The 23,685-nt window shown below is 64.7% G+C and carries 15 protein-coding genes; 10 read left to right on the top strand and 5 right to left on the bottom strand.

Going from position 1 to position 23,685, the window contains the following annotated elements:
* The first annotated feature begins 15 nt into the window (after nt 1-15).
* Complete coding sequence (locus tag RHPLAN_RS12245; protein WP_068017945.1) at nt 16-1,056, top strand: amidohydrolase family protein; 1,041 nt, start codon at nt 16-18, stop codon at nt 1,054-1,056.
* A gap of 119 nt (nt 1,057-1,175) precedes the next feature.
* Here the strand turns inward: RHPLAN_RS12245 and RHPLAN_RS12240 are convergent, their stop codons facing one another.
* Together RHPLAN_RS12240 and RHPLAN_RS12235 are read right to left on the bottom strand one after the other, a co-directional pair.
* The gene (locus RHPLAN_RS12240) at nt 1,176-2,045 is read right to left on the bottom strand and encodes an isocitrate lyase/PEP mutase family protein (RefSeq protein WP_198164873.1); all 870 of its coding nucleotides are present in this window, start codon (nt 2,043-2,045) and stop codon (nt 1,176-1,178) included.
* 66 nt (nt 2,046-2,111) lie between these two features.
* On the bottom strand, nt 2,112-3,017 hold the full coding sequence (locus RHPLAN_RS12235; protein ID WP_068017939.1) for a LysR family transcriptional regulator: 906 nt from the start codon (nt 3,015-3,017) through the stop codon (nt 2,112-2,114).
* A 123-nt stretch (nt 3,018-3,140) separates the two neighbouring features.
* Between RHPLAN_RS12235 and RHPLAN_RS12230 the strand changes: the two genes are divergently transcribed.
* From RHPLAN_RS12230 to RHPLAN_RS12205, 6 genes are read left to right on the top strand one after another with little or no spacing between them, the layout of a single operon-like run.
* A complete protein-coding gene (locus RHPLAN_RS12230) occupies nt 3,141-5,180 on the top strand; it encodes a hydantoinase/oxoprolinase family protein (protein ID WP_198164871.1) in 2,040 nt (679 codons plus the stop codon).
* Nucleotides 5,177-6,958 (top strand): hydantoinase B/oxoprolinase family protein, encoded by a 1,782-nt coding sequence (locus RHPLAN_RS12225; protein WP_068017934.1) that lies wholly within the window; start codon nt 5,177-5,179, stop codon nt 6,956-6,958. The genes RHPLAN_RS12230 and RHPLAN_RS12225 overlap by 4 nt, the downstream gene beginning before the upstream one ends.
* The gene (locus RHPLAN_RS12220; RefSeq protein ID WP_068017931.1) at nt 6,955-7,914 is read left to right on the top strand and encodes an ABC transporter substrate-binding protein; all 960 of its coding nucleotides are present in this window, start codon (nt 6,955-6,957) and stop codon (nt 7,912-7,914) included. Before RHPLAN_RS12225 ends, RHPLAN_RS12220 begins: the two co-directional genes overlap by 4 nt.
* On the top strand, nt 7,911-8,732 hold the full coding sequence (locus RHPLAN_RS12215; RefSeq protein WP_068017929.1) for an ABC transporter ATP-binding protein: 822 nt from the start codon (nt 7,911-7,913) through the stop codon (nt 8,730-8,732). Before RHPLAN_RS12220 ends, RHPLAN_RS12215 begins: the two co-directional genes overlap by 4 nt.
* Nucleotides 8,729-9,493, top strand: coding sequence for an ABC transporter permease (locus RHPLAN_RS12210; RefSeq protein ID WP_068017926.1), 765 nt, complete (start codon nt 8,729-8,731; stop codon nt 9,491-9,493). The genes RHPLAN_RS12215 and RHPLAN_RS12210 overlap by 4 nt, the downstream gene beginning before the upstream one ends.
* Nucleotides 9,490-10,272: an ABC transporter permease gene (locus RHPLAN_RS12205; RefSeq protein ID WP_068017924.1), complete on the top strand. Its 783-nt coding sequence runs from the start codon at nt 9,490-9,492 to the stop codon at nt 10,270-10,272. The genes RHPLAN_RS12210 and RHPLAN_RS12205 overlap by 4 nt, the downstream gene beginning before the upstream one ends.
* Before the next feature lie 4 nt (nt 10,273-10,276).
* Here the strand turns inward: RHPLAN_RS12205 and RHPLAN_RS12200 are convergent, their stop codons facing one another.
* The 3 genes from RHPLAN_RS12200 to RHPLAN_RS12190 are packed head-to-tail and all read right to left on the bottom strand — an operon-like array spanning nt 10,277 to nt 17,010.
* Nucleotides 10,277-11,155 carry a transglutaminase family protein gene (locus tag RHPLAN_RS12200; RefSeq protein WP_068017918.1) on the bottom strand — a complete coding sequence of 293 codons (879 nt, stop codon included), beginning with the start codon at nt 11,153-11,155 and terminating at the stop codon, nt 10,277-10,279.
* Nucleotides 11,152-13,674, bottom strand: coding sequence for a circularly permuted type 2 ATP-grasp protein (locus tag RHPLAN_RS12195; protein WP_084244772.1), 2,523 nt, complete (start codon nt 13,672-13,674; stop codon nt 11,152-11,154). The genes RHPLAN_RS12200 and RHPLAN_RS12195 overlap by 4 nt, the downstream gene beginning before the upstream one ends.
* 9 nt (nt 13,675-13,683) lie before the next feature.
* A complete protein-coding gene (locus RHPLAN_RS12190; protein ID WP_068017916.1) occupies nt 13,684-17,010 on the bottom strand; it encodes a transglutaminase family protein in 3,327 nt (1,108 codons plus the stop codon).
* A 317-nt stretch (nt 17,011-17,327) separates the two neighbouring features.
* On the opposite strand from RHPLAN_RS12190, the gene RHPLAN_RS12185 reads away from it, so the two are divergent.
* Genes RHPLAN_RS12185 through RHPLAN_RS12175 form a run of 3 tightly spaced genes read left to right on the top strand, consistent with a single transcriptional unit; the run spans nt 17,328 to nt 23,654 of the window.
* Nucleotides 17,328-20,267 (top strand): GAF domain-containing protein, encoded by a 2,940-nt coding sequence (locus RHPLAN_RS12185; RefSeq protein WP_442971827.1) that lies wholly within the window; start codon nt 17,328-17,330, stop codon nt 20,265-20,267.
* 19 nt (nt 20,268-20,286) lie between these two features.
* Nucleotides 20,287-23,292 (top strand): GAF domain-containing protein, encoded by a 3,006-nt coding sequence (locus tag RHPLAN_RS12180; protein ID WP_068017913.1) that lies wholly within the window; start codon nt 20,287-20,289, stop codon nt 23,290-23,292.
* Nucleotides 23,289-23,654, top strand: coding sequence for a response regulator (locus RHPLAN_RS12175; RefSeq protein WP_068017911.1), 366 nt, complete (start codon nt 23,289-23,291; stop codon nt 23,652-23,654). The genes RHPLAN_RS12180 and RHPLAN_RS12175 overlap by 4 nt, the downstream gene beginning before the upstream one ends.
* The last annotated feature ends 31 nt before the right edge of the window (nt 23,655-23,685 follow it).

Genomic DNA, 23,685 nt, shown 5'->3' with positions numbered 1-23,685 from the left:
TGCAGGACTTCCGACATGCACATCATTGACTCGCATTTTCATTGGTGGCCGCGTTCGATCTTCGAGAAGCTCTGCAAACGCGCCGAATATCCGAGATGCCGGGTCAACCAGCGCGGCGGCTACGACTACATGCGGTCTGCCGACGCCGGCCAGCATCTGAACTCCTGGGCCGAATGGTTCGATCTCGACAAGCAGTTCGAATACATGGACAGCCTTGGCCACCGCGTCGACGTGGTGTGCTCGATCGGCCCGTTCTCTGTGTCGTTCTCCGACATGCCGATCGATGAGGGTCGCGATTACGCGCTGATGTGGAACGAGGAGATGGCCGGCGCGCAGAAGAAATATCCGGGCCGCCTCTGGGCGAGCGCTGCGGTGCCGTTGCAGGATACGCGCGCGGCCATCGAAGTGCTCGATGACGCCGTCAATCGGCTCGGCCTGATGGGCGTGAACCTTCCCGGCAGCGTCGGCCCCGATGCGCGCATCGACGCCGAACGGCTGCAGCCGTTCTACGCTCATGTCGAGAAGCTCGGCCTGCCGCTGTTCCTGCATCCGACCGACGTGATCTTCCAGGACATGCTGTCGGACGGCTACGGCGGTGCGCTGCATCTGAGCCTCGGCCGCGTGATCGAAGTGAGCACCGCTGCGATGCGGCTTGTTCTCTCCGGCACGATGGAACGGCATCCGAACCTGAAGGTGGTGATGTCGCACACTGGCGGCGCACTGCCCTATCAGTCGGGCCGCATGGACAAGAACTCCAAGGCCGCGCAACTGCCGAAGCCGATCTCGACGTATCTCAAGCGCATGTACACCGACACGGTGTCCCCACACAGCGAGGGCATGCAGTTCGCGATCGACTATTACGGCATCGACAACGTGATGTATGGCACCGACTATCCGTGCTGGGATCCGGCGCCGTGCCTGAAGCTTCTGGAAGACGTGAAACTGAGCGACGCTGACAAGCAGAAGCTGTTCTATTCGAACGCGCGCCGTATTTTGGGCCTCAAGGACCCCGCTCCGGCCAAGCCCGTGACGAAGCGCGAGCCGGCGCTCGTTTAACGGTTCATCGGAAATCGTAGGGTGGGCAAAGCCGCGAATGCGGCGTGCCCACGCTGCGCCTCATGCAAGAAGACGTGGGCCCGGCGCTGACGCGCCTTGGACCACCCTACAGGCTGACGTCAAACGCGCGGCGCAAAGCGCTCGTCGACGCTTTCCCATTTGTCGTAGCCGACGACCTTCTTGTAGTCCTCGAAGTCCATGCCGTCGTTGCGGCGGGCGAATTTGCCCGACTTCATGTCGAGCAGCACGGTCTCGATCGCCTTCGCGGCGTGCATGACCGTGTCGAGGCCCAGCACCGCGCAGTTGAAGCCGAGCTCGCCGAGCTCATCCATGGTCAGGATCGGCGTGTGGCCGCCCATCAGCGGATTGCAGATCTGCGGCACATCGAAGGCTTTGCCGATTGTCCTGAGTTCGTCGATGCTGCGCGGCGCCTCGATGAAGATGCCGTCGGCGCCAGCCTTGATGTAGCGCTCGGCACGCCGCATCGCCTCGTCGAGATCGTAGACCGCCCGCGCGTCGGTGCGCGCGAGAATCCACGTCTCCTTGTTGAGCCGCTCCGAGCATGCCGCACGGATTTTCGCCTCGGCCAGTTCGACCGGCACCACCTTCTTGCCGACCATGTGGCCGCAACGCTTCGGCCACTGCTGGTCCTCGATCAGGATCGCGCTGACGCCCATGCGCTCGTAGCTCTGCACGGTGTGCACCACGTTCTTCACATCGCCATAGCCGTCGTCGCCGTCGACGAACACCGGCAGGTCGCAGGCCGCCATGATGTCGCGCACGCAGGCCGCGATCTCGCCGAAACCCTTCAGTCCCACATCCGGCACGCCGTAACGCGCGCCGACCGCCGGAAAGCCGCCGATGAAATAAGTCTCGAAGCCGAGCTTCTGGATGATGCGTGCACTCAGCGCGTCATGAGCGCCGGGCACGACCAGGAATCGCTTGTCCTTGACGGCCTTGTCGATGATCTGGCGAAAGCTGGTCGGCATGGAGAACTCCGGCATTGCGAATGGCTGCGGCCGGATTGAAGCGCAGTTTGCCGGGTTACGCCAGCGCTACGCCGCCGGCGCGTTCAGCTGCTCGCGCAGATGATCCATGAAGCGGCGCGCATGTCGCGGCAGCGGATCGTGGAACGCGCAGCGCAATTCGAAGCTGTCGAGCGGCCGCCCGCTCACCGACAATCGTACCAGCGCGCCTGAGCGAAGATCGTCCTGCACGGTGCAAAGCGCAATGCAGGCGACGCCGGCGCCGTGGCGGGCAAGCTCGCGCACCATGCCGAAGTCCTGAACCTCCATGGCGATGCTGCGGTGGTTGATGCCGATCCGCTTCATCAGACGGTCGGTCATCTCGAAGTAGGACGAACTGCGCAGGCCAGTCACATAGGAGGCAGCGGCGAGATCGGCGACAGTGACCGAAGACTTTCGGGCCAGCGGATGATGCGGCGAAACCACAAGGGCCATCGGCTCCTGTCCCAGCACCACGCTGTCGAGACCGGCAACCGCGCCGAGCGACGGGAACAACCCGAGGCTCACGGTCCGAGCGCGCACCAGCGCCACCACATCCTCGACGGTTCCGGTATGGGTGACAAAGCGAACGCCCGAATTACGCAAGGCAAACGACGCGAGATGCGCCGGCAGCCGGTATTGGCCGTATTCGCGATGCACGGCGAGCGACATGACCTCCTGCGCCGGCCGCAACTCGTCGAGTTGCTGCGCGGCCTCCTCGTTACAGCGCAGCACCTCCAGCGCCATCGAATAGACCGCCTCGCCGGCCTTGGTGAGCCGCGGCCGCGAGCCGCGCTTCCGGTCGAACAGCGCGTGCCCGGCCTGGCGCTCCAGCGCCCGCACATGGGCGCCGACCGAGGGCTGGGAAATGTCGAGCCGCATGGCGGCGCGATTGAACCCGCCCTCCTCGACCACGGCCTTGAACACGGACAACCGGCGGGCACTCGCGGAGATCATCGACAAAATTATAGTCAAATGGCTACAAGCGTAAAGCCGACCAGCCGGTTGCTTTCACCCCCGTGCAACCGCAGTTTCGCTGAAGCGGCAAAAGACCGCGATTTGTTCTGGGAGGAAGCAGGCGTGATCTTCGTCGCGGTCGATATCGGCGGCACATTTACCGATCTGATCGGGTTCGATGACGAAGCGCAGGCCTTCGTGCAGGCGAAAAGTCTGACGACGCCGTCGGAACTGACGCAGGGCGTCATCAACTGCATCCGCGAAAGCGGGCTTGATGCCGGAAAAATCGACGAGCTGATCCACGGCTCGACGACCGCGATCAACACGCTGATCGAGCGGAAGGGCGCCAAGACCGGCCTGATCGTGACCCGCGGCACCCGCGACGTCTACATCATCGGCCGCGGCAACCGGCCCGAGGCTTACAACCTGTTCTTCCACCGGCATAAGCCGCTGGTGTCGCGCCGCATGACCCAGGAGGTGGACGAGCGCGTTCTGGCATCAGGAAAGGTCTACGAGCCGCTGAAGAAGGCGAGCCTCGCCGCGGCCTGCAAGGCGCTGAAGGCCGAAGGCATCGAGGCAGTGGCGGTGTGCTTCCTGCACGCCTATGCCAACCCGGATCACGAGCGCGCCGCCGGCGTCGCCATCAGGAAGGCGATGCCTGACGCCTATCTGTCGCTATCCCATGACATTCTGCGCGAGTATCGCGAGTTCGAGCGCATGTCGACCACTGTGGTGAACGCCTATATCGGGCCGAAGGTCGGCGGCTATGTGAAGAGTCTCAAGTCGAGCCTTGGCGGCGTCGGCTTCAAGGGCGATCTGTCGATCATGCGCTCCAACGGCGGCGTGATGACGCCGGAGGTCGCAACCGAGCGGCCGGTGGCGATGATGGAGTCAGGTCCGGTCGGCGGCATCATCGCCTCGGCGCAAGTCGGACTGGCGCTCGGGCATTCCAACGTCATCTCGTTCGACATGGGCGGCACCACGGCGAAAGCCAGCCTCATTCGCGAAGGCGAACCGACGCTCGCGCCCGGCTACTATGTCGGCGGATACGCGAGCGGCCATCCGGTGATGCTGCCGATGATCGACGTCGTTGAGGTGGGCGCGGGCGGCGGCTCGATCGCCTGGCTCGACGACGTCGGCGCGCTGAAGGTCGGACCGCAGAGCGCCGGCGCCGATCCCGGACCGATCTGCTATCGCGGCGGCGGCACCGAGCCGACCATCACCGACGCCAACGTGGTGCTCGGCAGGCTCGATCCGGACAACTTCCTGGGCGGAACCATGAAGCTCGATGCCGAGGGCGCCAAGCGCGGCATCGAGCAGAAGATTGCCAAGCCCCTGAAGCTCGATGCGGTCGCGGCCGCGCAGGCGATCGTCGACATTTCGATCAACAAAATGTCGCTGGCGGTGCGCGAGGTGTCGGTCGCCAAGGGCTATGACCCGCGCGACTTTGCCCTCGTCGCTTCCGGCGGCGCGGGTCCGTTGCATGTCTGCGCCATCGCCCGCGAGTTGTTCATCCCGACCGTGATCGTGCCGCTGTTTCCCTCGCATTTCTCGGCGCTCGGCATGCTGCTCGCCGACGAACGCCACGATTTCACCCGCACGGTCTATTCGGATCTCGTCAAGGTGGACTTCGACCGATTGGTCAAAATCCACGACGAGATGGCGGCCGAAGCCAAGGCCGGCCTGCGCCACGGCATGGACGCGCAATACCAAGTGAGCCTCGATATCCGTTATCTGGGCCAGGAGTTCACGCTGTCGGTGCCGGTCGGCCTCGATCAGCTCAAGCGCGCGGACCGGCAAGGCATCCGCACGGCCTTCGACAAGCTCTACGAGCACCGCTACGCGCATTACTCGCCGGAAGAGCCGGTCGAGATGGTCAACGTCCGGCTCGGCGCAATCGGCAAGCGGCCGAAGCTGAAATTCCCGGGCCTCGGTGCAGCCGGCGCCGCGACGCCGAGCGCCGAACGCCCGGTCTATTTCTCCTCCGCGGCGAAACCATTGCCGGCGAAAATCTACCGCCGCGAGACGCTCAGCGCGGGAGCTAAGATCAGCGGCCCTGCCCTCGTCCAGGAGCACGGCACCACCACGGTGCTGTTCGAGAACGACACCTGCCGCGTCGCCGATACCGGCGAGCTCATCATTTCGGTCGGAGGCGCGCGATGAAGCTCGACACCGTTACGCTTGAAGTCCTCCGCAACGCGCTGCCCGCCGTCGCCAACGAAATGGCGGCGGACCTGCAGCGCACCTCCTACAACATGATGATCTACGAGGTGCGGGACTACTGCACTGCGCTCCTCGGCCTCAACGGCGAGCTCATTTCGCAGAACGTCGGCGGCGTGTCGCATTTCGTCGCGGACTTGGGCGTGCTCGTCACCGACGGCCTCGCCCGCTATGGCCGCGACGGCTTCAAGCCGGGCGACGTCATCATCACCAACCATCAGGCGGTCGCGGGCCAGCATCTCAACAACGTCGTCATCTACATGCCCTATTTCTACAAGGGCGAGCTCCTGATGTTCCTGATGGTGCGGGCGCACTGGATTGACGTCGGCGGCACCTCGACCGGTTTCGGTGCCGGCGCAACCGTCGCCGACCCATGGCTCGAAGGCCTGCAACTCGACCAGCTCAAGATCTATGAGGAAGGCAAGCTCAGCGACACGCTCTACCGCGTCATCAAGGACAACATCCGCTTCCCGGAATCCTCGCTCGGCGACATGAAATCGCAGATGGCGGCATGCCGCCTCGCGGCGCGCCGGCTCGACGAACTGTTCGACAAATACGGCCGCGACACGCTTCTTGCCGCCATCGATCAGATCTTCGATGAGACCGAGCGGAAGTGCCGCAACGTCGTCTCGCAGCTTCCCGACGGCGTCTATGAGGCATCCGCTTCGATCGATGACGACGGCGTCCTCAAGGGCGAAGAGGTCCCGATCCACGTCAAGGTGACGGTCAAGGGCAGCGACATGACCATCGACCTGTCCGGCTGCTCGGCCGAGCGCAAGGCCGCGATCAACTCGCGCACCTACGCAGGCGCCCGCGTCGCCTACAAGGCGCTGACCGGGCCTCTTGACCCAGTGAACGAGGGTTCGTTCCGCGCGCTCAAGGTCATCATCCCGGAAGGCAACATCATGATGGCGCGCTTCCCGGCCCCCATGGCGGGCTGGAGCGGCATCGTGCCGACTGTCGTCGACTCCATCGTCATGGCGCTCGGCAAGGCGATGCCTGATCGTGTGCCGGCCGGACATCATGGGCTCCTTGGCGGCGCGGTGGTGTTCTTCGGCACCAATCCCGAGACCAAACGGCGCTTCGTCGTGCAGAGCCTCGAAGGCGGAGGCTGGGGCGGCCGGCCGTTCGAGGACGGCGAGTCCGGCACGGTGTCGGTCTGCCAGGGCGACGTGCGCAACGGTTCGATCGAAGGCATCGAGCTGAAGTGCCCGGTCCTGGTGCAAGGCCGAGCGCTGCGCACCGATTCCTGCGGCGCCGGAAAATTCCGCGGCGGCCTCGGCATCGATATGCAGGTGAAGAACCTGGTCGAGGGCAAATGGAATTTCGAGATGCCGCGGCGGAGCAAGCGCCCGCCCTGGGGCATCGAGGGCGGCACGCCCGGCGAGCCCGGCGGCTATCTCTTGAAGCGGCCCGGCGAAAAGAACTTCACCATGATGGGCGGTTTTCATATTCCGGTGGCAATCGGCGCGGAGGCCATCGTTCGCACCGGCGGCGGCGGCGGCTGGGGCGATCCGTTCGAACGCCCGGCAGAGGTCGTGGCCAACGATGTCGCCGAGGGCCTCATCTCGGCGGCCGCGGCACGCAAGTTCTACGGCGTGGCGGTCCGTGGCGACATGTCGCTGGATGAAAAGGCCACGCAAAAACTGCGAACGCGGGTAGGATCGGGGCGAAAGGCCAAATCGGCCAAGAAGAAACCATCCAAGGGGAGATCGCGTTGAAATCAGCCGCCCTGCGACAAAGTCTCGTCGCCATCGCAGCTCTCGTCTGCACTTGGAACACAGCCCAGGCTGACACCAAGCTCCGCGTCGGCAAGGCGCAGCCCAACCAATTCGCGTTCGTGCCTGCCGACATCGGCGTTGAGACCGGCATCTTCAAGAAGCACGGCCTCGACGTCGAAACCACCGCCTTTGGCGGCGACGCCAAGATGATGCAGGCGCTCACCGCCGACGGCATCGACATCGCGCTCGGCGGCGGCCCCGCCTTCGCCACGATAGTCAAGGGCGCGCCGATGAAGGCGGTGGCGGCGCTCGCCAACCAGCCCAACACCATCCTGATGGTCGTGCTGAAGGACGGCCCGATCAAATCTGCCGCCGACCTCAAGGACAAGAAGGTCAGCGTCTCGACCGCAGGCTCGCTGACCTACTGGCTGACCATGCAGCTGTCGCGCGCCCAGGGCTGGGGCACCGACGGGATCAAGATCGTCCCGCTCGGCGCCGCCGGAGCGCAGATCGCCGCGCTGAAAACCCATCAGGTCGACGGCGTCACCACCGACAGCGTCACCGTGTACAAAATGGTCGAGGAAGGCTCCGGCCGCACCCTCGTGAAGTTCGGCGACAGCGTGAAGGACTTCCACGTCCACGTGATCTACGCCAGCAACAAGCTGATCCAATCCAATCCGGACGCGCTCAAGGCCTTCCTGGCCGGCTGGCTCGAGACCATCCGCTTCATGCGCGACAACAAGGACAAGGCCATCGCGCTCGCCGCGAAGCTCACCGACACTTCCCCTGCCGTCGCCACCTTCGGCTACAACGACACCATGCCGATCTTCAGCACCACCGGGCATTTCGAACCCAAGGCGCTCGACGTGCTCGCCACTTCCTTTGTCGACACCAAGCTTTTGCCGGAAAAGCCCGACATGTCGAAGCTGATCAACGAAGCATATCTGCCGAAATGACAACGGGAGACGTCGCGATCCGGGTCAGGGACGTCTCGCATCAGTTCGGCGAGCCGGGCGACAAGCAGCATGTGCGCGCGCTGCTCGACACCTCGCTCGATATCAAACGCGGCGAACTCCTCTGCCTGATCGGCCCGAGCGGCTGCGGCAAGAGCACGCTCCTCAACATGATCGGCGGCCTTCTGGAGCCGACCAGCGGCGCTGTGGAGGTCGCAGGAAAGCCGGTCCGCGGGCCGCTGCCGCGCGACATCGCCTTCGTGTTCCAGGAAAACGCGCTGTTTCCCTGGTGCACGGTCATCGAGAACGTCAAGCTTGGCATGGTGTTCCAGGGCGTCGCCAAAAGCGAGCAGGACGAACGCGCGCGGAAATCGATCGAGGCGGTGGGCCTCAAAGACTTCATGAATCATTATCCGGCGCAGCTCTCCGGCGGCATGCGTCAGCGCGCCGCGCTCGCTCGTGCGCTGAGCCTGCAGACCGACATCATCCTGATGGATGAGCCGTTCGGCGCGCTCGACGAGCAGACTCGCATGATCCTCGGCGAGGATCTCTCGGTGCTGCTCGCTGCGACCGGCAAGACCATTGTGTTCGTCACCCATTCGCTCGGCGAGGCCGTGTATCTCGCCGATCGCGTTGCGGTGTTCTCGGCCCGACCCGGCCGGATCAAGGAGATCATCGCGGTGAACGAACCGCATCCGCGCAAGCCGTCCTTCGTGACCACGGAAAAATTCTCGACACTGCGCAACACGCTCTACGGTCTCCTTCACGAGGAAATCCGCAAGGCGGTCGCACAGTCCGCGGCCGTGGGACCTGCCTTATGAGTCCGCGGCGGGAGCTGCGCAGCAAGATCGCGAGCCGCGCCGTACAGGTGGGATTCGCCGCCGGCATCATCCTGCTCTGGTATCTCGCCACGACATACTGGGGCATCAGTCAGATTCTTTTGCCTAACCCGGTCAAGGTCTGGGCCGAACTGTCCGATGTGCTCCGAAGCGGCGAGTTCTGGCCCGATCTTCGCGTCACGCTGACCGAACTCGCCACCGCTTTTGCGATCTCCTGCACCGGCGGTGTCGCGCTCGGCTACCTGATCAGCCGCTCGCCCTATCTGATCAAGGTGTTCGAGCCGCTGCTGGCCGCCATCTATTCGGTGCCGATCATCCTGTTCTTGCCGCTTTACGTCTTGTTCTTCGGCCTCGGCCCCGGTTCCAAGATCGCCCTCGGCGCCACAATCAGCTTCTTTCCGATCGTGCTCAACACCATCGCAGGCTTTGGTTACGTCGACAAAATTTTCGTGACCGCGGCGCGCTCGATGGGCGCATCGAACATCCAGATGTTCTGGCACGTGCTGCTGCCCGCTGCCCTGCCTGTGATTCTCACGGGGCTGCGCATCGGCTTTACCGTCGCGCTCCTTTCGATCCTGGGCAGCGAGACCATCGCCTCGCTCGAAGGCCTTGGCCACCACATTGTGCAGCTCGCCGAAGGGATGGAGACAGCACGGATGTTCGCCTACATCGCCTTCGCCGTGGTCATCGCGGCCTGTCTCAACGCCGCGGTCAGCGGCCTCGAACGGCGGTCGAAGCGATGACTGCAAGAGAGCTCAGGCACTTCTTCATCCGCCGGCCCGGGCTGGCGCGGCTCGGCATCATCGTCGCGATGCTCCTTCTGTGGGAGGCTGCGGCGCGCTGGTGGATCGACCCGATGTTCCTCAGCCCGCCATCGAAGATCGTCGCCTCCCTCGGCGCTCTGTTTTCAACCAAGAATGTGCCCGCTGCGCTTCAGCTGACGTTTTTCGAGCTCGCCGTCGCCTTTGCGCTTTCGGTCGTGATCGGGCTTGCGGTCGGGCTCGCCGTCGGTCTCTCACGCTTCGGCCACCGCAGCTTCATGCCAATCATCCTGCTTCTCTACGGCATCCCACAGATCACCATCCTGCCGCTGTTCATCCTCTATTTCGGCATCGGTGCGCCGTCGAAGATCGCCTTCGGCGTCACCCACGGCATCTTCCCGATTATCGTCACGATCGTGGCCGGCGTTCAGAACATCAAACCGATCCTGATGACGGCGGCGCGCTCGATGGGCGCGAGCCGCTGGCAGATCTTCCGCTGGGTGATCTTCCCGCACATGATCCCGACGTTCTTCGCCGGTATGCGGCTCGGAATGAGCGGCGTGCTGCTCGGTGTGCTGCTGGCCGAGCTTTACGTCTCGACCGCCGGCATCGGCTACTTCACGCAGCTGTTCACCCAGAACTTCGATCCGACAAAGCTTCTGGGCCTGATCTCGGTGCTTGCCGCCATGGCAATTGTGCTGAACGAAATCGTGCGCCGCGCCGAGGTGCATTTCGGCCGCTGGCGGATGAATCAGAACTAAGCATTCAGCCCACCGGCACCACCGCCACAGCGACCTCGATGCGGTGGCCGCCAGCCGCGATGATGACCCCGTCGACCGGCGCGACGTCGGCGTAGTCGCGGCCGACCGCGAGCACGACGTGATCGTTGCCGGCGAGAATGCCGTTGGTAGGATCGAGACCGACCCAGCCGGTCTCGGCGCCGCACCAGGCCAGCACCCAGGCGTGCATGGCGTCGGAGCCCTCGAGCCGCACCTCCTCAGGCTTGCGCACCGTGCGCAGATAACCGCTGACATAGGCCACCGGCAGGCCGAGCGAGCGCATGCCGGAGATCATGATGTGGCTGAAGTCCTGGCAGACCCCACGCCGGAGCGCGAACGCCATCGGCGCCGTGGTGGTCGCCGTGGTGGCGCCCACTTCGTAGACGAACTCCGACTTGATGCGGTTCATCAGTTCGATGGCGCCTTCCAGCACCGGCCGGCCGGCCGGAAAGCTCGAGGCCGCATAATCGCGAATCTCCGGATCGAGCGACACCTGCCGGCTCGGAAACAGGAAATGAGCGGGCGACTGCGCGCTGAGATCGGCACTGGCATAAGCCAACGCCCTCACCTTCTCCCACGGCGGCGTGGCCTTCGCGTCGCCGGGCGGGCCATGCTCGACCGCGATGCGCGCCATCACCTTCACCACCAGCGTGTCATGCGGCTGATCCAGCACAACTTCCGTGGTGCGGTTGCCGAAAAAATCCCGGCCTTCGGTGCGCTCCACCGGTGCGGGCGTCACTTCAAGCGAGGCCGCGTGGACGCGCTGATGCAGCCGGTCGATCGGCGTCAGCCGCAGCATGTGATGGGCGACCGTAACCGGCGACGCATAGTGGTAGGTCGTCGACTGCCGGACGTCGTAGATCATGCATGCGCCTCGTGCTGAGCCTCGGAGCGATGCTGCGTGGTGAAATAGGTCGAGCCGATCACGTCGGAGAGCCGCATCAGCGCGTTCTCGGCTTCGATCAACATACCCTCGTCGAGTTGAGCCACATCGGCGGTGCGAAGCTTTGCGGTGAGCACGGTCGCGACCTGCTCTGGCGGCGACAGCCTCCCGTCGTCGCTTTTTGTCAGCGCGGCAAGATGCGTCTCGATCCGCGTCAGCTGGTGCACGATCGAGCGCGGATTGTTGGGATCGAGCGCGACGAGATCGATCACCGGCGCACGGGCCGCGACCATGACGTAGCGCAGCCGGTAGGTGATCTGGCTGTCGGCGAGCTCCAGCAGCACGTCGAGCGAGCCTTCCGCGGGTGTGCCGAAGGCGAACTGCCGGATGAAGCGCGAGGTGGCAAGCGTCCGCTCGATGCGGCGGCCGAGCTCCAGGAACCGCCAGCCCGCGAGCTGACTCATATTCTCCTGCTCCAGCCCGGAGAAAGCCGCGACGATGCGCAGTGCTGCGTTGATGCGATCGAAGATCGCGCTCTCGTTCGGACCCTGCTCGAACGGCGCGTTGATCATCTCGACGAGATCGGTCAGCGCCCGCCAGGCATCCGGCGAGAAGCGGTCGCGGATGACGGACGCCGCGTTCTGTGCAGAACGAACGAGTTGCGGCAGCGCACCCGGCAACTCGCGCTGCTGCAGCGCTGCGGCCGCGAGCAGCGCCGGTTTGGCGCTGAGCATCGCTTCCGGCACGGCGCCCCAAGCGCGCAGCAGCCCCGCGATGTCGGCAATCAGCTCGCCCGCCTCGGGTGAGGTGTCGGATGCGCGATTGATCAACGAGCGCACAAGGCGAAGTGTCGCTTCGGCGCGTTCAACATAACGGCCCAGCCAGAGCAGGTTCGCGGCGGCACGGCTCGGCAGCGCGCCGGTCTGGCGGTTGATGGTGATGCGGTCGGGCGTCGGCAGCAGTGTGGTCTGCGGCACCGGTTTGTCGGACAGGATCCAGGCGTCCGCGGTGCGGCCGCCCTGCTGGAGATTGACAGCGCGCGCGTCGAGATCGTCGGCGATCCGTACAAACCCGCCGGGCATCACGCGCCAACCGTCATTGGTGCGCGCGACCAGCAACCGCAGGATGAACGGCCTTGGCACCAGCTGGCCGTTGGCCCAGACCGGCGTGGTCGAAAGCTTCACCGCCTCCTGGGCGACGAAGTCGATGCCGCGACGGCCGATCGCTTCGACGATCTGCGCACGAGCCTTCGCGTCAAGGTCGCGGCCGAGCGCGACCTTGCGATCGATGTGCGCCGGTGCATCGCCGGAAAACGCGGACGCGATCACCAGTTCGTCGAAACGCTTCAGGACATCGTCGCGGACCGTGGGATCGCCGAGCCACCAGGTCGCGACATTCGGCAGCTTCAGCTCCTGCCCCAGCACCGCAGACGCCAGCGCCGGCAGGAAGCTCAACATGGCCGGCGCCTCGACCACACCGGAGCCGAGCGCATTCGCGATCGCAACCGTGCCGTCGCGCACCGCCTGCACCAGGCCCGGCACGCCGAGGCGCGAGCGGGCGGAAAGCTCCAGCGGATCGGCAAAGTCGGCATCGAGACGGCGCAGCAACACCTCGGCGCGCTTCAGCCCCGACACGGTGCGGATGAACACACCGTCGTGTTGCACGGCGAGGTCTTCGCCTTCGACCAGCAGCAGACCGAGATAGCGCGCCAGATAGGCGTGCTCGAAATAGGTCTCGTTGAGCGGCCCCGGCGTCAGCACGCAGATCGGCGAGTCATCGCGATGATTGAGCGACGCAAGCGACGCCTGGAACGCCTGGAAAAACCCGGCGACCCGCTCGACATGCAGCGACGTGTAGATATCCGGCATGGCGCGCGACAGCGCGAGGCGGTTTTCCAGGGCAAATCCCGCGCCCGACGGCGCCTGCGTCCGGTCGCCCAGCACCCACCAGCGCCCATCGGGCGAGCGGCCGACATCGACTCCGTAGAAGCGCAAGTAGGCGTCGCCGCGCGGCTTGACGCCGACCATCGGCCGCAAGAATTCCGGATTGCCGGCGACGACTGCGGCAGGCAACCGGCCTTCGCTCACGAGCTTCGCCGGCCCATAGATGTCCGCGAGAATGGCTTCGAGCAGTTCGGCGCGCTGGATCAGGCCAGCCTGCAGCTCCTGCCATTCAGCCTGGTTGATCAGAAGCGGCACGTGGCTCAACGGCCACGGCCGCACCGCGCCCTCGGGATCCTCGTAGACCCGATAGAACACACCGGAGTCGCGCAGCTGCCGGTCGGCCGCCGAGAAGCGCCGGTTCACCTCGTCAGGCCCGAGCGCCATCAGCATGGACAAAAACGGCCGCCAGTGCTCGCGCACGTGGCCGGCGTGATCCATCATCTCGTCGAAGACACGCGGATAAAGGCAGTGATAGCCCGCGAGCAACGGCCCGAACTCGGCGCTTTGGCCAGCGCTCGTATCAGCACCTTCTTGCTGGGCAATGCCGGGCTGAGCCATACGGAAGCATCAAATCTGAGTCGGCCGGCGCAGGTCGAGCGTCATGGGGTATTCCAGCGAGCGCTCCTCCGCGGGAATCGTGAACGTACCCGGCGTATGCCCCTTGGTCTCGAAGCGGGCAAGACGGCGGGATTGCGCCTCATAGGCGTTGACCGGGAAGGTCTCATAGTTGCGGCCGCCCGGATGCGCCACGTGATAGACGCAGCCGCCGAGCGACCGACCGTTCCAGGTGTCGTAAATGTCGAAGGTGAGCGGCGAATGCACCGCGATGGTCGGTTGCAGCGCCGATGTCAGGTTCCACGCCTTGAAGCGGACGCCCGCGGCATATTCGCCGCTTCGGCCGGTTGGCGCCATCGGCACGCGACGGCCGTTGCAGGCGATGACATGGCGTTGCGGGTTGAGATTGTCGACGCGAACCTGCAACCGCTCGACGGAAGAGTCGACGAAGCGCGTGGTGCCGCCGCCCGTGCTTTCCTCCCCCATCACGTGCCACGGCTCGAGCGCATGGCGCAGTTCGAGATTGACGCCTCCGGCCTGCACCGTGCCATAGAACGGAAAACGAAACTCACGCTGCGCGTCGAACCAGACGGACTCCATCGGATATCCGGCGTGGCGCAGGTCATCGAGCACGCCGAGAAAATCCTGCCAGACGAACTCGCCGAGCATGAAGCGGTCGTGCAGCGCCGTACCCCAGCGCGGCAATGTGCCGTGCTGCGGCTCGCGCCAGAACCAGGCGACCAGCGCGCGGAGCAGCACCTGCTGCGCGAGGCTCATGCGCGCGTCGGGCGGCATCTCGAAAGAGCGGAATTCGACGAGGCCGAGCCGCCCGGTCGGACCATCCGGCGAGAACAGCTTGTCGATGCAGATTTCAGTGCGGTGCGTGTTGCCAGTGACGTCGACCAGGAGATTGCGGAACAGCCGGTCAACCAGCCACGGCCGCGGCGCTTCGCCTGGCCCCGGTGCCGGCACCATCGAGAGCGCGATGTCGAGCTCGTAAAGCAGGTCCTGCCGCGCCTCATCGAGCCGCGGCGCCTGGCTGGTCGGGCCGATGAACAGCCCGGAGAACAGATAAGACAGCGACGGATGGCGCAGGAAATAGATGACCAGACTCTTGAGCAGATCGGGCCGGCGCAGGAACGGACTGTCGGCCGGGCTGTCGCCGCCGAGCACGACGTGATTGCCGCCGCCGGTTCCGGTGTGGCGCCCGTCGATCATGAACTTGTCGGTGCCGAGCCGCGAAAGCCGCGCCTCTTCGTAGAGGCTGCGGGTGATGTCGACCGCCTCGCGCCATGACGCGGCCGGATGCACGTTCACCTCGATGACGCCAGGGTCGGGCGTGACTTTGATGACGCGCAGCCGCGGATCGGGCGGCGGCAGGTAGCCCTCGACATGCACCGGAAGGTTCAGCTCGGCGGCGCTCGCCTCGACCGCGGCGAGAAGCTCGAGGTAGTCCTCGAGCCGTTCGACGGGCGGCAAGAACACGCAAAGCGTGCCGTCCCGCGGCTCGACCGCGATGGCGGTGCGCACCGGGCGAACGCCCTGCGGCGAGCTTGGCAACGGCATGACACCGTAGCCCGATGGCACGCGCGGCGGCACGTAACTGCCGCCGTTGGTCGCGTAAGCGCGCGCGAGCTGCTCGGGCTCGGGCAAGACCCCGCGCGGCCCAAACGGATCGGCCGGCACCAGCCGTGGCTCGTCGACCGGCGCGATATAAGGCAACGAACCGAGCGGCAGCCGGAAGCCGACGGGCGAGTCGCCCGGCAACAGAAACAGCCTTTGGCGGCGAAGCTGCCAGACCTCGCTGATCCAGCCGCCACCGGCCTGCGCGTTCCAGCGCTGCACCGGCAGCACGTAGCCGGATGGCACCGAGAGATGCCGGTTGAACTCGCGCATGATGCGCGACCGCTCGAGTGGATCGTCAACCTTCGGATCGGCTGGATCGACGTTGGCGGGCAGCGCGCCCTCCTTGATCATCCGCTCGGCCGGATCCTCGAAGGCCGGAACGACATGCTTGGTCTCGATGCCGAGCCGGCCTGCCAGGTTCTCCGTGAACCAGTGCGCGTCATTGCTCGACGCAGCCTTCACCGGCTTCTCGCTCGCGATCAGCGCCTCGTTCTGCCAGAGCGGCTTGCCATCGGCGCGCCAGATCAGCGAGAACGCCCAGCGCGGCAACTCCTCGCCGGGATACCATTTGCCCTGGCCGTAATGGATCATGCCGCCCGGCCCGAAGCGGTCGCGCAATCTTCGGATCAATTGATCGGCGAGCATGCGCTTGGTCGGACCCAGCGCCGCGGTGTTCCACTCAGCCGATTGATAATCGTCGATCGACACGAAGGTCGGCTCGCCACCCATGGTGAGGCGGACGTCCTGCGCATTGAGATCGTCCTCGACCTTGTCGCCGAGCTTGTCGAGCGCGTGCCAGGCTTCATCGGAGAACGGGAACGTGACGCGCGGCTTCTCGTCGACGCGCGTGAGCTTCATCTCGAACGCGAACTCCACATTGGCCGCGTCGACCCCGCCCGATATGGGCGCCGCCGCGCGATAATGCGGCGTGGCCGCGAGCGGCATGTGCCCCTCGCCGGTGAGCAGGCCTGAGGTCGGATCGAGGCCGACCCAGCCGGCGCCCGGCAGATACACCTCGGTCCAGGCGTGCAGGTCGGTGAAGTCCGCAGTCGAGCCCGCCGGGCCGTCGAGAGCTTTGAGGTCCGGCACGAGCTGAATGAGATAGCCGGACACGAAACGCGCCGCGAGGCCGAGATGCCGCAGGATCTGCACCATGAGCCAGGCGCTGTCGCGGCACGATCCCGAGGCGAGCTTCAGCGTTTCTTCCGGAGTCTGCACGCCGGGATCGAGACGCACGAGATATCTGATGTCGCGCTGGAGCTGCTGGTTGAGGCCAACGATGAAGTCGACGATGCTCGTGGGCTTCCGCGGAACGGCGTCGACATAGGCTTTCAGCAGCGGTCCCGCCGCCTCGGTGGAGAGATAAGGCGCCAGCTCCTCGTTGAACTCACTCGGATAAGCGAACGGGAAATTGGTTGCGATCGGATCGATGAAGAAATCGAAAGGGTTGATCACCGACATGTCGGCCCGGAGATCGACCGTGATCGAAAATTCGTTGGTCTTTTCCGGGAAGACGTAACGGGCGAGCCAGTTGCCGTTCGGGTCTTGCTGCCAGTTGACGAAATGCTGGGCCGGCTCGACCTTCAGCGAATAGGCGAGGATCGCGGTGCGGCAGTGAGGCGCCGGACGCAAACGTATGATCTGGGGCCCGAGACTGACCGGGCGGTCGTACCGATACCGAGTGACATGCTTTAACGCGACTTGAACCGACATCCCTTCCGGCCCGCTTTTGACCCCGACTGACTGCCCAAATCCGATGCAATTTCCAGGCCGTACCGCTGACCAGCGGGGGCGGCAGCGGGCTCCAGTCTGGCCCCATTCGCGCAGGATTTTCGCGCCGCGGCAACCGGTTAAACGCCGGATAGTAAAACCGGGCTATTCACGCATCCAAGCCGTTTAAAGGCTGGGGCCTGTCGTGTAATTTGACAAGAGTTTCAGGCCTTAAGCCCGGGATGGGAATGACCACGAACGACGTCGTCAGTGCGGGAAGACGGCCCGATCCAGGCTTGCTGCGCCGGACGGCGGACGGCATGGGCTCCCATTTCGGCAGCCGGCTGTTCCGCAAATACGTGGCGCTGTTCGTCGCGGTGGTGTCGGTCGCGCTTCTCACCAATGGACTGTTCGAGATCTGGTTCTCCTATCAGGAGAACAAGGAGGCATTGACCCGCATCCAGCGTGAGCAGGCGATCGCTGCGGCCGGCAAGATCAGCCAGTATATCAAGGACATCGAGGGGCAGATCGGCTGGACCACGCAGCTGCCATGGACCGCGAGCGCGCTCGAGCAGCGCAGGTTCGACGCGCTGCGGCTGCTCCGCCAGGTGCCCGCGATCACCGAGCTTGCCCAGCTCGACGCCAGCGGCAAGGAGCAGCTTCGGGTGTCGCGGCTTGCCATGGATGCGGTCGGCGTCGGCACCGACTTTTCCAAGGACCCGAAGTTCACCGAGGCCGTGGCGAAGAAGATCTATTACGGCCCGGTCTACTTCCGCCGCGAGTCCGAGCCCTACATGACGCTCGCCATGGCTGGCGCGCGGCGCGACGCCGGCGTCAGCGTCGCCGAGGTGAACCTGAAGTTCATCTGGGAGGTGGTGAGCCAGATCAAGGTCGGCCAGAAGGGCCAGGCTTTCGTCATCGATGGCCGCGGCCGGTTGATCGCGCATCCGGACATCAGCCTCGTCCTTCGCAACACCGACATGTACAAGCTCGGCTACATCAAGGCCGCGAGTGAGGCCGCGGAAGGGCCCGCGCGCGAAGGCGTCGAGATCGTGCGCGACATCCAGGGCCGCGAGGTGCTGACCGCGCATGCGCCGATCCTGCCGCTGCGCTGGCTGATGTTCGTCGAGCTGCCGATCGACGAAGCCTATGCGCCGCTCTATGTGTCGATCCAGCGCTCGGCCTGGCTGCTCGCCGGCGGCCTGGCGCTCGCGCTCCTCGCCGCCATGTTCCTGGCGCGCAAGATGATCATCCCGATCCAGCAGTTGCGCGAGGGCGCGGCTCAGATCGGCAGCGGCAACCTCGAGCAACGCATCTCGATCAAGACCGGCGACGAACTGGAAAGGCTCGCCGACCAGTTCAACGACATGGCCGGACGGCTGGAAGAATCCTATGCGGGCCTGGAGCAGAAGGTCGAGCAGCGGACGTCCGAGCTGAGCGAGTCCTTGCAACAGCAGACGGCGACATCAGACGTGCTGCAAGTCATCAGCGGCTCGCCCGGTGACCTCGATCCCGTATTCCAGGCAATTTTGCAAAATGCCGTGCGTATCTGCGAAGCCAAGTTCGGCGTTTTGCTGCTTGCGGAAGGGGGCGCCTTCCGCACTGTGTCACTGTACGGTGCGCCGCCCGAATATGTAGAAGCCAGGCGCCAAAATCCGATTGTGCCGGGCGCACCGGGAAGCGGGTTGGCTCGCGTCGCAGAGACCAAGAAGCCGGTGCAGATCGCGGACGTCCAAGCCGAGGCCGTCTACCAAAACGAAGCGACGCATTCGACGTTGGTCAGCTCTGCTGGAGCACGCACTTTGCTGACCGTGCCCATGCTCAAGGAAGATGATCTGGTGGGTGCGATCGCGATCTACCGGCAAGAGGTGCGTCCATTTACTGACAAACAAGCCGGTCTGGTGACCAATTTTGCCAATCAGGCCGTCATCGCGATCGAGAACACGCGCTTGCTTAGCGAATTGCGGGCGCGCACCGACGAACTCGCCCGCTCCGTCGGCGAATTGCAGGCGCTCGGCGAGGTGTCTCAGGCCGTCAATTCGACGCTCGACCTCGAAACCGTGCTGACCACCATCGTGCAGCGCGCCGTGCAGCTGTCGCGCACCGATGCCGGCGCGATTTACGTGTTCGACGAGGAGCGTCAGGAGTTCAAGCTGCGCGCCACCTACGGCATGAGCGACGACATGATCGTCGCCATCACGGACAAAAGGATCGGCACCGGAGACGCCCATATCGGGCCGGCGGCGATGCAGCGAAAGCCGGTGCAGGTGCCCGACATCGAGAAGGAGCCGCCGTCGCGGATCAACGACATCAATCTGCGCGAAGGCTACCGGGCGCTCCTGATCGTTCCGCTGCTGCGGCCCGGCCACATCACCGGCGCCCTCGTGGTTCGGCGCCGGGACCCCGGCGAATTCGCGAAATCGACGATCGATCTCCTGGAAACCTTTGCCGGCCAGTCGGTGGTGGCGATCGAGAACGCCAACCTGTTCCACGAGATCGAGGAGAAGGGCAAGCAGCTCGCCATCGCGAGCCAGCACAAGTCGCAGTTCCTCGCCAACATGAGCCACGAACTGCGCACGCCGCTGAACGCGATCCTGGGCTACACCGAGCTCATTCTCGACGGCATCTATGGCGACACGCCGGAAAAGGCGCAGGCCGTACTCAAGCGCGTCGAAAGCAACGGCCGTCACCTGCTCGGCCTGATCAACGACGTGCTCGATCTTTCCAAGATCGAGGCCGGGCAGCTCACGCTGTCGCTGACCGCCTATTCGATGAAGGACGTGCTCTACAGCGTCTACAGCGCGGTCGAGCCGCTCGCCTCCACGAAGAGTCTCAATTTCAAGATCGACGCGCCGGGCGAATTGCCGAAGGGCCACGGCGACGAGCGCAGGCTCACGCAGGTGATCCTCAATCTCGTCGGCAACGCCATCAAGTTCACCGACCAGGGCGACGTCATCATCAAGGCGAGCGCCAACAACGGCACGTTCACGGTGGCGGTGAAGGACACCGGACCCGGCATCTCCCAGACCGACCAAGCCAAGATCTTCGAGGAATTTCAGCAGGCCGACAATTCGGCCACCAAGAAAAAGGGCGGAACGGGCCTCGGGCTGTCGATCTCGCGCCGGATCGTGGAAATGCACGGCGGCAGGCTCTGGGTGGAATCGGAGGTGGGCCAGGGCTCGGTGTTCCAGTTCACTTTGCCGGTCGAGGTTCAGGCGCAAGTTCAAGCGCAAGGTCAGCCACAAGCAAAGGCGTCGTGACACCGCGGGGATGAGGGTCGTGAAGGGCCGCAGGGGGAAGGCACGGACGAGCGCACGGAAGCCGGCACGCAAGCCGGCAGCCCGGCCGCGCCCGCGCGCCGCGCGACCGGCCGAAAGCACGGCAGCACTCAAGCGCGCTCTCGCGCAATCGCTCGCACAGCAGCAAGCCACCACCGACGTGCTCAGACTCATCAGTCAGTCGGGTTACGACCTGCAGGCCGTGCTCGACACGCTGACGCGCGAAGCTGCAGGACTCTGCGACGCCGACATGGCGTCGATCGCGCGGCCGAGTGAATCCGGCAACTTCTATCACGTCACCAATTTCCAATTCCCAAGCGACTGGATCGAGCTCACCAAGCAGATGCCGTTGCGCGCCGGGCGCAGCAGCGTGGTCGGCCGCGCCCTCCTCGAGGGCCGCACCGTCCAAGTCGCGGACGTTCTGAACGATCCGGAATACACCTATGTCGAGTGGGCCAAGCAGGTCGGCTACCGCACCTTTCTCGCCACACCGATGATCCGCCAGGGCCAGACGATCGGCGTTCTGGTTGTGGCGCGGCGGCGCGTCGAACCGTTCACCGATCACCAGGTCGCGGTGATATCGAGCTTCGCCGCTCAGGCCGTCATCGCCATCGAGAACACGCGGCTGCTCACGGAACTGCGCCAGCGCACGGAGGACCTGACAGAGTCGTTGGAGCAGCAAACCGCGACGTCGGAGGTTCTGAGGGTCATCTCCAGCTCGCCGGGCGAGCTCAAGCCGGTGTTCCAGGCCATGCTGGAGAACGCCGTCAAGCTCTGCGAGGCCAAATTCGGAGTCCTCTTCCTCTGCCGTGACGGTGAATTCCGCTCGACTGCCCATGTGGACGTGCCGTCTCGCTACGAAGAATTTCTTCGCCGGGGCGCGTACCGGCCGGCCGACGATATCCGACTTGCCGGAACCCCGCTTCACAGGTTGATCCAGACGAAAGGGATCGTCCAAACCAACGACGAAACCGCAGAGTCGCATCCTGGCCCGGCAGCTGAATATGGCGGCGCGCGGTCGCTCATCGCGGTGCCGCTTCGCAGGGACGACGAGCTTGTCGGCGCATTCGTCATCTACCGCACGGAAGTGCGTCCCTTCACCGAAAAGCAGATCGAGCTGGTGCAAAACTTCGCTGCTCAGGCTGTGATCGCGATCGAGAACACCCGGCTGCTCAACGAACTGCGCCAGCGCACCGACGATCTCAGCGAATCGCTCGAGCAGCAGACGGCCACCAGCGAGGTGCTCGACGCCATCAGCCGCACACCTGGCGAACTTGAGCCCGTGTTCGCCTCGATGCTCGATAACGCGACCCGCATCTGCCAGGCGCGATACGGCATGTTATGGCTCGCCGAGGGCGAGGGCTTCCGCGCGGTGGCGTCGCATGGCTTGCCTGAGGCTCACGCCGAAGAGCGGCGCCGCGAGCCGGTCATCTATCCGACTGGCGATGTCCCCTTGGCCCGCCTGGTGCGCACCAAGACGCTCGTTCACATCGCCGACATCCGGACCGACAACGCCTACATCACGGGCTACAAACCATTTGTTGCGCTGGCCGACATGGGGGGCGCCCGCACCTTCCTTCTGGTGCCGATGCTGAAGGAAGACAAGCTCGTGGGCTCCATGGCGATCTTTCGTCAGGAGGTCCGGCCATTTACCGACAAGCAGATCGAGCTTGTGCAGAATTTCGCCGCGCAGGCCGTGATCGCCATCGAGAATACGCGGCTGCTCAACGAGCTGCGCCAGCGCACCAACGATCTTTCCGAAGCATTGGAGCAGCAGACCGCGACCGCCGACGTGCTGAAGGTCATCAGTCGTTCGGCGTTCGACTTGCATACCGTGCTCGATACGCTGCTGCGAACGGCCGGCCATCTGTGCGACGCCGACATGGGCACGATCACTCAGAAGAAGGGCGATCGCTTCTATCGCTCGGTGGCCTATGGTTTCTCGTCGGATTTCCTGGACTACGTCAAGGACATGCCGGTGGAGGCGGAGCGCAACACGGCGACGGGCCGTGCTTTGGTTGATGGCAGAATCGTTCATATCCCCGACGTCCACGCCGATCCGGAATACACCTGGAAGGAGGCTCAGGACCGCGGCGGCTTCCGCACCATACTCGGCGTGCCGATGCTGCGCGAAGGCGTACCGGTCGGCGTGCTGGCCCTGACGCGGTCCGAGGTGCGGCCGTTCACCGAGAAGCAGATCGAGCTCGTCGCCACCTTCGCCGACCAGGCTGCGATCGCCATCGAGAACGTCCGTCTGTTCGACGAGATCCAGAAAAAAAGCCGCCAGCTCGAAGAGGCGAGCGAGCACAAGTCGCGCTTCCTGGCCAACATGAGCCACGAGCTGCGCACACCGCTCAACGCGATCCTGGGCTACACCGAGCTCATTCAGGACAATGTCTACGGCGCTCCACCCGAGAAGATGATGACCGTGCTGGAGCGCATCACCCGCAACGGCAAGCATCTGCTCGGCCTGATCAACGACGTGCTGGACCTCTCCAAGATCGAGGCCGGGCAATTGGTGCTGAGTCTCGACAGCTACTCCATCAGGGACGTGGTGCACGGCGTCTACAGCGCGGTCGAGCCGCTCGCCGCAAGCAAAAACCTCGCCTTCCGCGTCGAGATGCCGAAGGAGCTGCCGTCCGGCCGCGGCGACGAGCGGCGGCTGACGCAGGTGCTGCTCAATCTCGTCGGCAATGCCATCAAGTTCACCGACAAGGGCGAGGTGTCGATCAAGGCGACCGCCAGCGACGGCGCCTACAATCTCGCGGTCCACGACACCGGCCCGGGCATTTCCGAGGCCGATCAGCAGAAGCTGTTTCAGGAATTCCAGCAGGCCGACAACTCGATCACCAAGGCCAAGGGCGGCACGGGCCTCGGGCTCGCGATCTCCAAGCGCATCGTCGAGATGCACGGCGGCCGCATCTGGGTCGAGTCCAAGATCGGCGAAGGCTCCACGTTTTCGCTCACGCTTCCCATCAAAGTCGAACAGGCAACGAGACAGTCATGACCAAGATACTTGTGGTCGAAGACCAGGAGGATAACCGGCAGATCCTGCGCGATCTGCTGGCCAGCGTCGATCTCGAAATGGTCGAGGCGGAAAACGGCCAGGAAGCATTGACCGCCGTGGTGGAGCACAAGCCGGATCTGATCCTGATGGACATCCAGCTTCCGATCATGGACGGCTACGAAGCGACGCGGCGGATCAAGGCCGATCCTGCGACGAAAAGCATCCCGATCATCGTGGTGACGTCCTACGCGCTGTCGGGCGACGAAGGCAAGGCGCGCGAGGCCGGCTGCGACGCCTATGTCACGAAGCCCTACAGTCCGCGCCAACTGCTGGCAAAGATCCGCGAGTATCTGCCGAAGTGAACACGTTCAACGACAAGACATTTGCAATCCG

Origin of the sequence: Rhodoplanes sp. Z2-YC6860 (assembly GCF_001579845.1) — a bacterium.
In the GTDB taxonomy this organism is placed as follows: domain Bacteria; phylum Pseudomonadota; class Alphaproteobacteria; order Rhizobiales; family Xanthobacteraceae; genus Z2-YC6860.
The sequence above is the reverse complement of the archived record's forward strand: the minus strand, read 5'-3'. Positions and strand labels throughout refer to the sequence as shown.

What these genes read in the sequence shown, in the direction of transcription:
- RHPLAN_RS12235 (WP_068017939.1), bottom strand. Translation starts at nt 3,017, where the DNA reads ATGATCTCCGCGAGTGCCCGCCGGTTGTCCGTGTTCAAGGCCGTGGTC.
- RHPLAN_RS12245 (WP_068017945.1), top strand. Translation starts at nt 16, where the DNA reads ATGCACATCATTGACTCGCATTTTCATTGGTGGCCGCGTTCGATCTTC.
- RHPLAN_RS12210 (WP_068017926.1), top strand. Translation starts at nt 8,729, where the DNA reads ATGAGTCCGCGGCGGGAGCTGCGCAGCAAGATCGCGAGCCGCGCCGTA.
- RHPLAN_RS12195 (WP_084244772.1), bottom strand. Translation starts at nt 13,674, where the DNA reads ATGGCTCAGCCCGGCATTGCCCAGCAAGAAGGTGCTGATACGAGCGCT.
- RHPLAN_RS12240 (WP_198164873.1), bottom strand. Translation starts at nt 2,045, where the DNA reads ATGCCGACCAGCTTTCGCCAGATCATCGACAAGGCCGTCAAGGACAAG.
- RHPLAN_RS12215 (WP_068017929.1), top strand. Translation starts at nt 7,911, where the DNA reads ATGACAACGGGAGACGTCGCGATCCGGGTCAGGGACGTCTCGCATCAG.
- RHPLAN_RS12200 (WP_068017918.1), bottom strand. Translation starts at nt 11,155, where the DNA reads ATGATCTACGACGTCCGGCAGTCGACGACCTACCACTATGCGTCGCCG.
- RHPLAN_RS12185 (WP_442971827.1), top strand. Translation starts at nt 17,328, where the DNA reads ATGGGCTCCCATTTCGGCAGCCGGCTGTTCCGCAAATACGTGGCGCTG.
- RHPLAN_RS12190 (WP_068017916.1), bottom strand. Translation starts at nt 17,010, where the DNA reads ATGTCGGTTCAAGTCGCGTTAAAGCATGTCACTCGGTATCGGTACGAC.
- RHPLAN_RS12205 (WP_068017924.1), top strand. Translation starts at nt 9,490, where the DNA reads ATGACTGCAAGAGAGCTCAGGCACTTCTTCATCCGCCGGCCCGGGCTG.
- RHPLAN_RS12225 (WP_068017934.1), top strand. Translation starts at nt 5,177, where the DNA reads ATGAAGCTCGACACCGTTACGCTTGAAGTCCTCCGCAACGCGCTGCCC.
- RHPLAN_RS12175 (WP_068017911.1), top strand. Translation starts at nt 23,289, where the DNA reads ATGACCAAGATACTTGTGGTCGAAGACCAGGAGGATAACCGGCAGATC.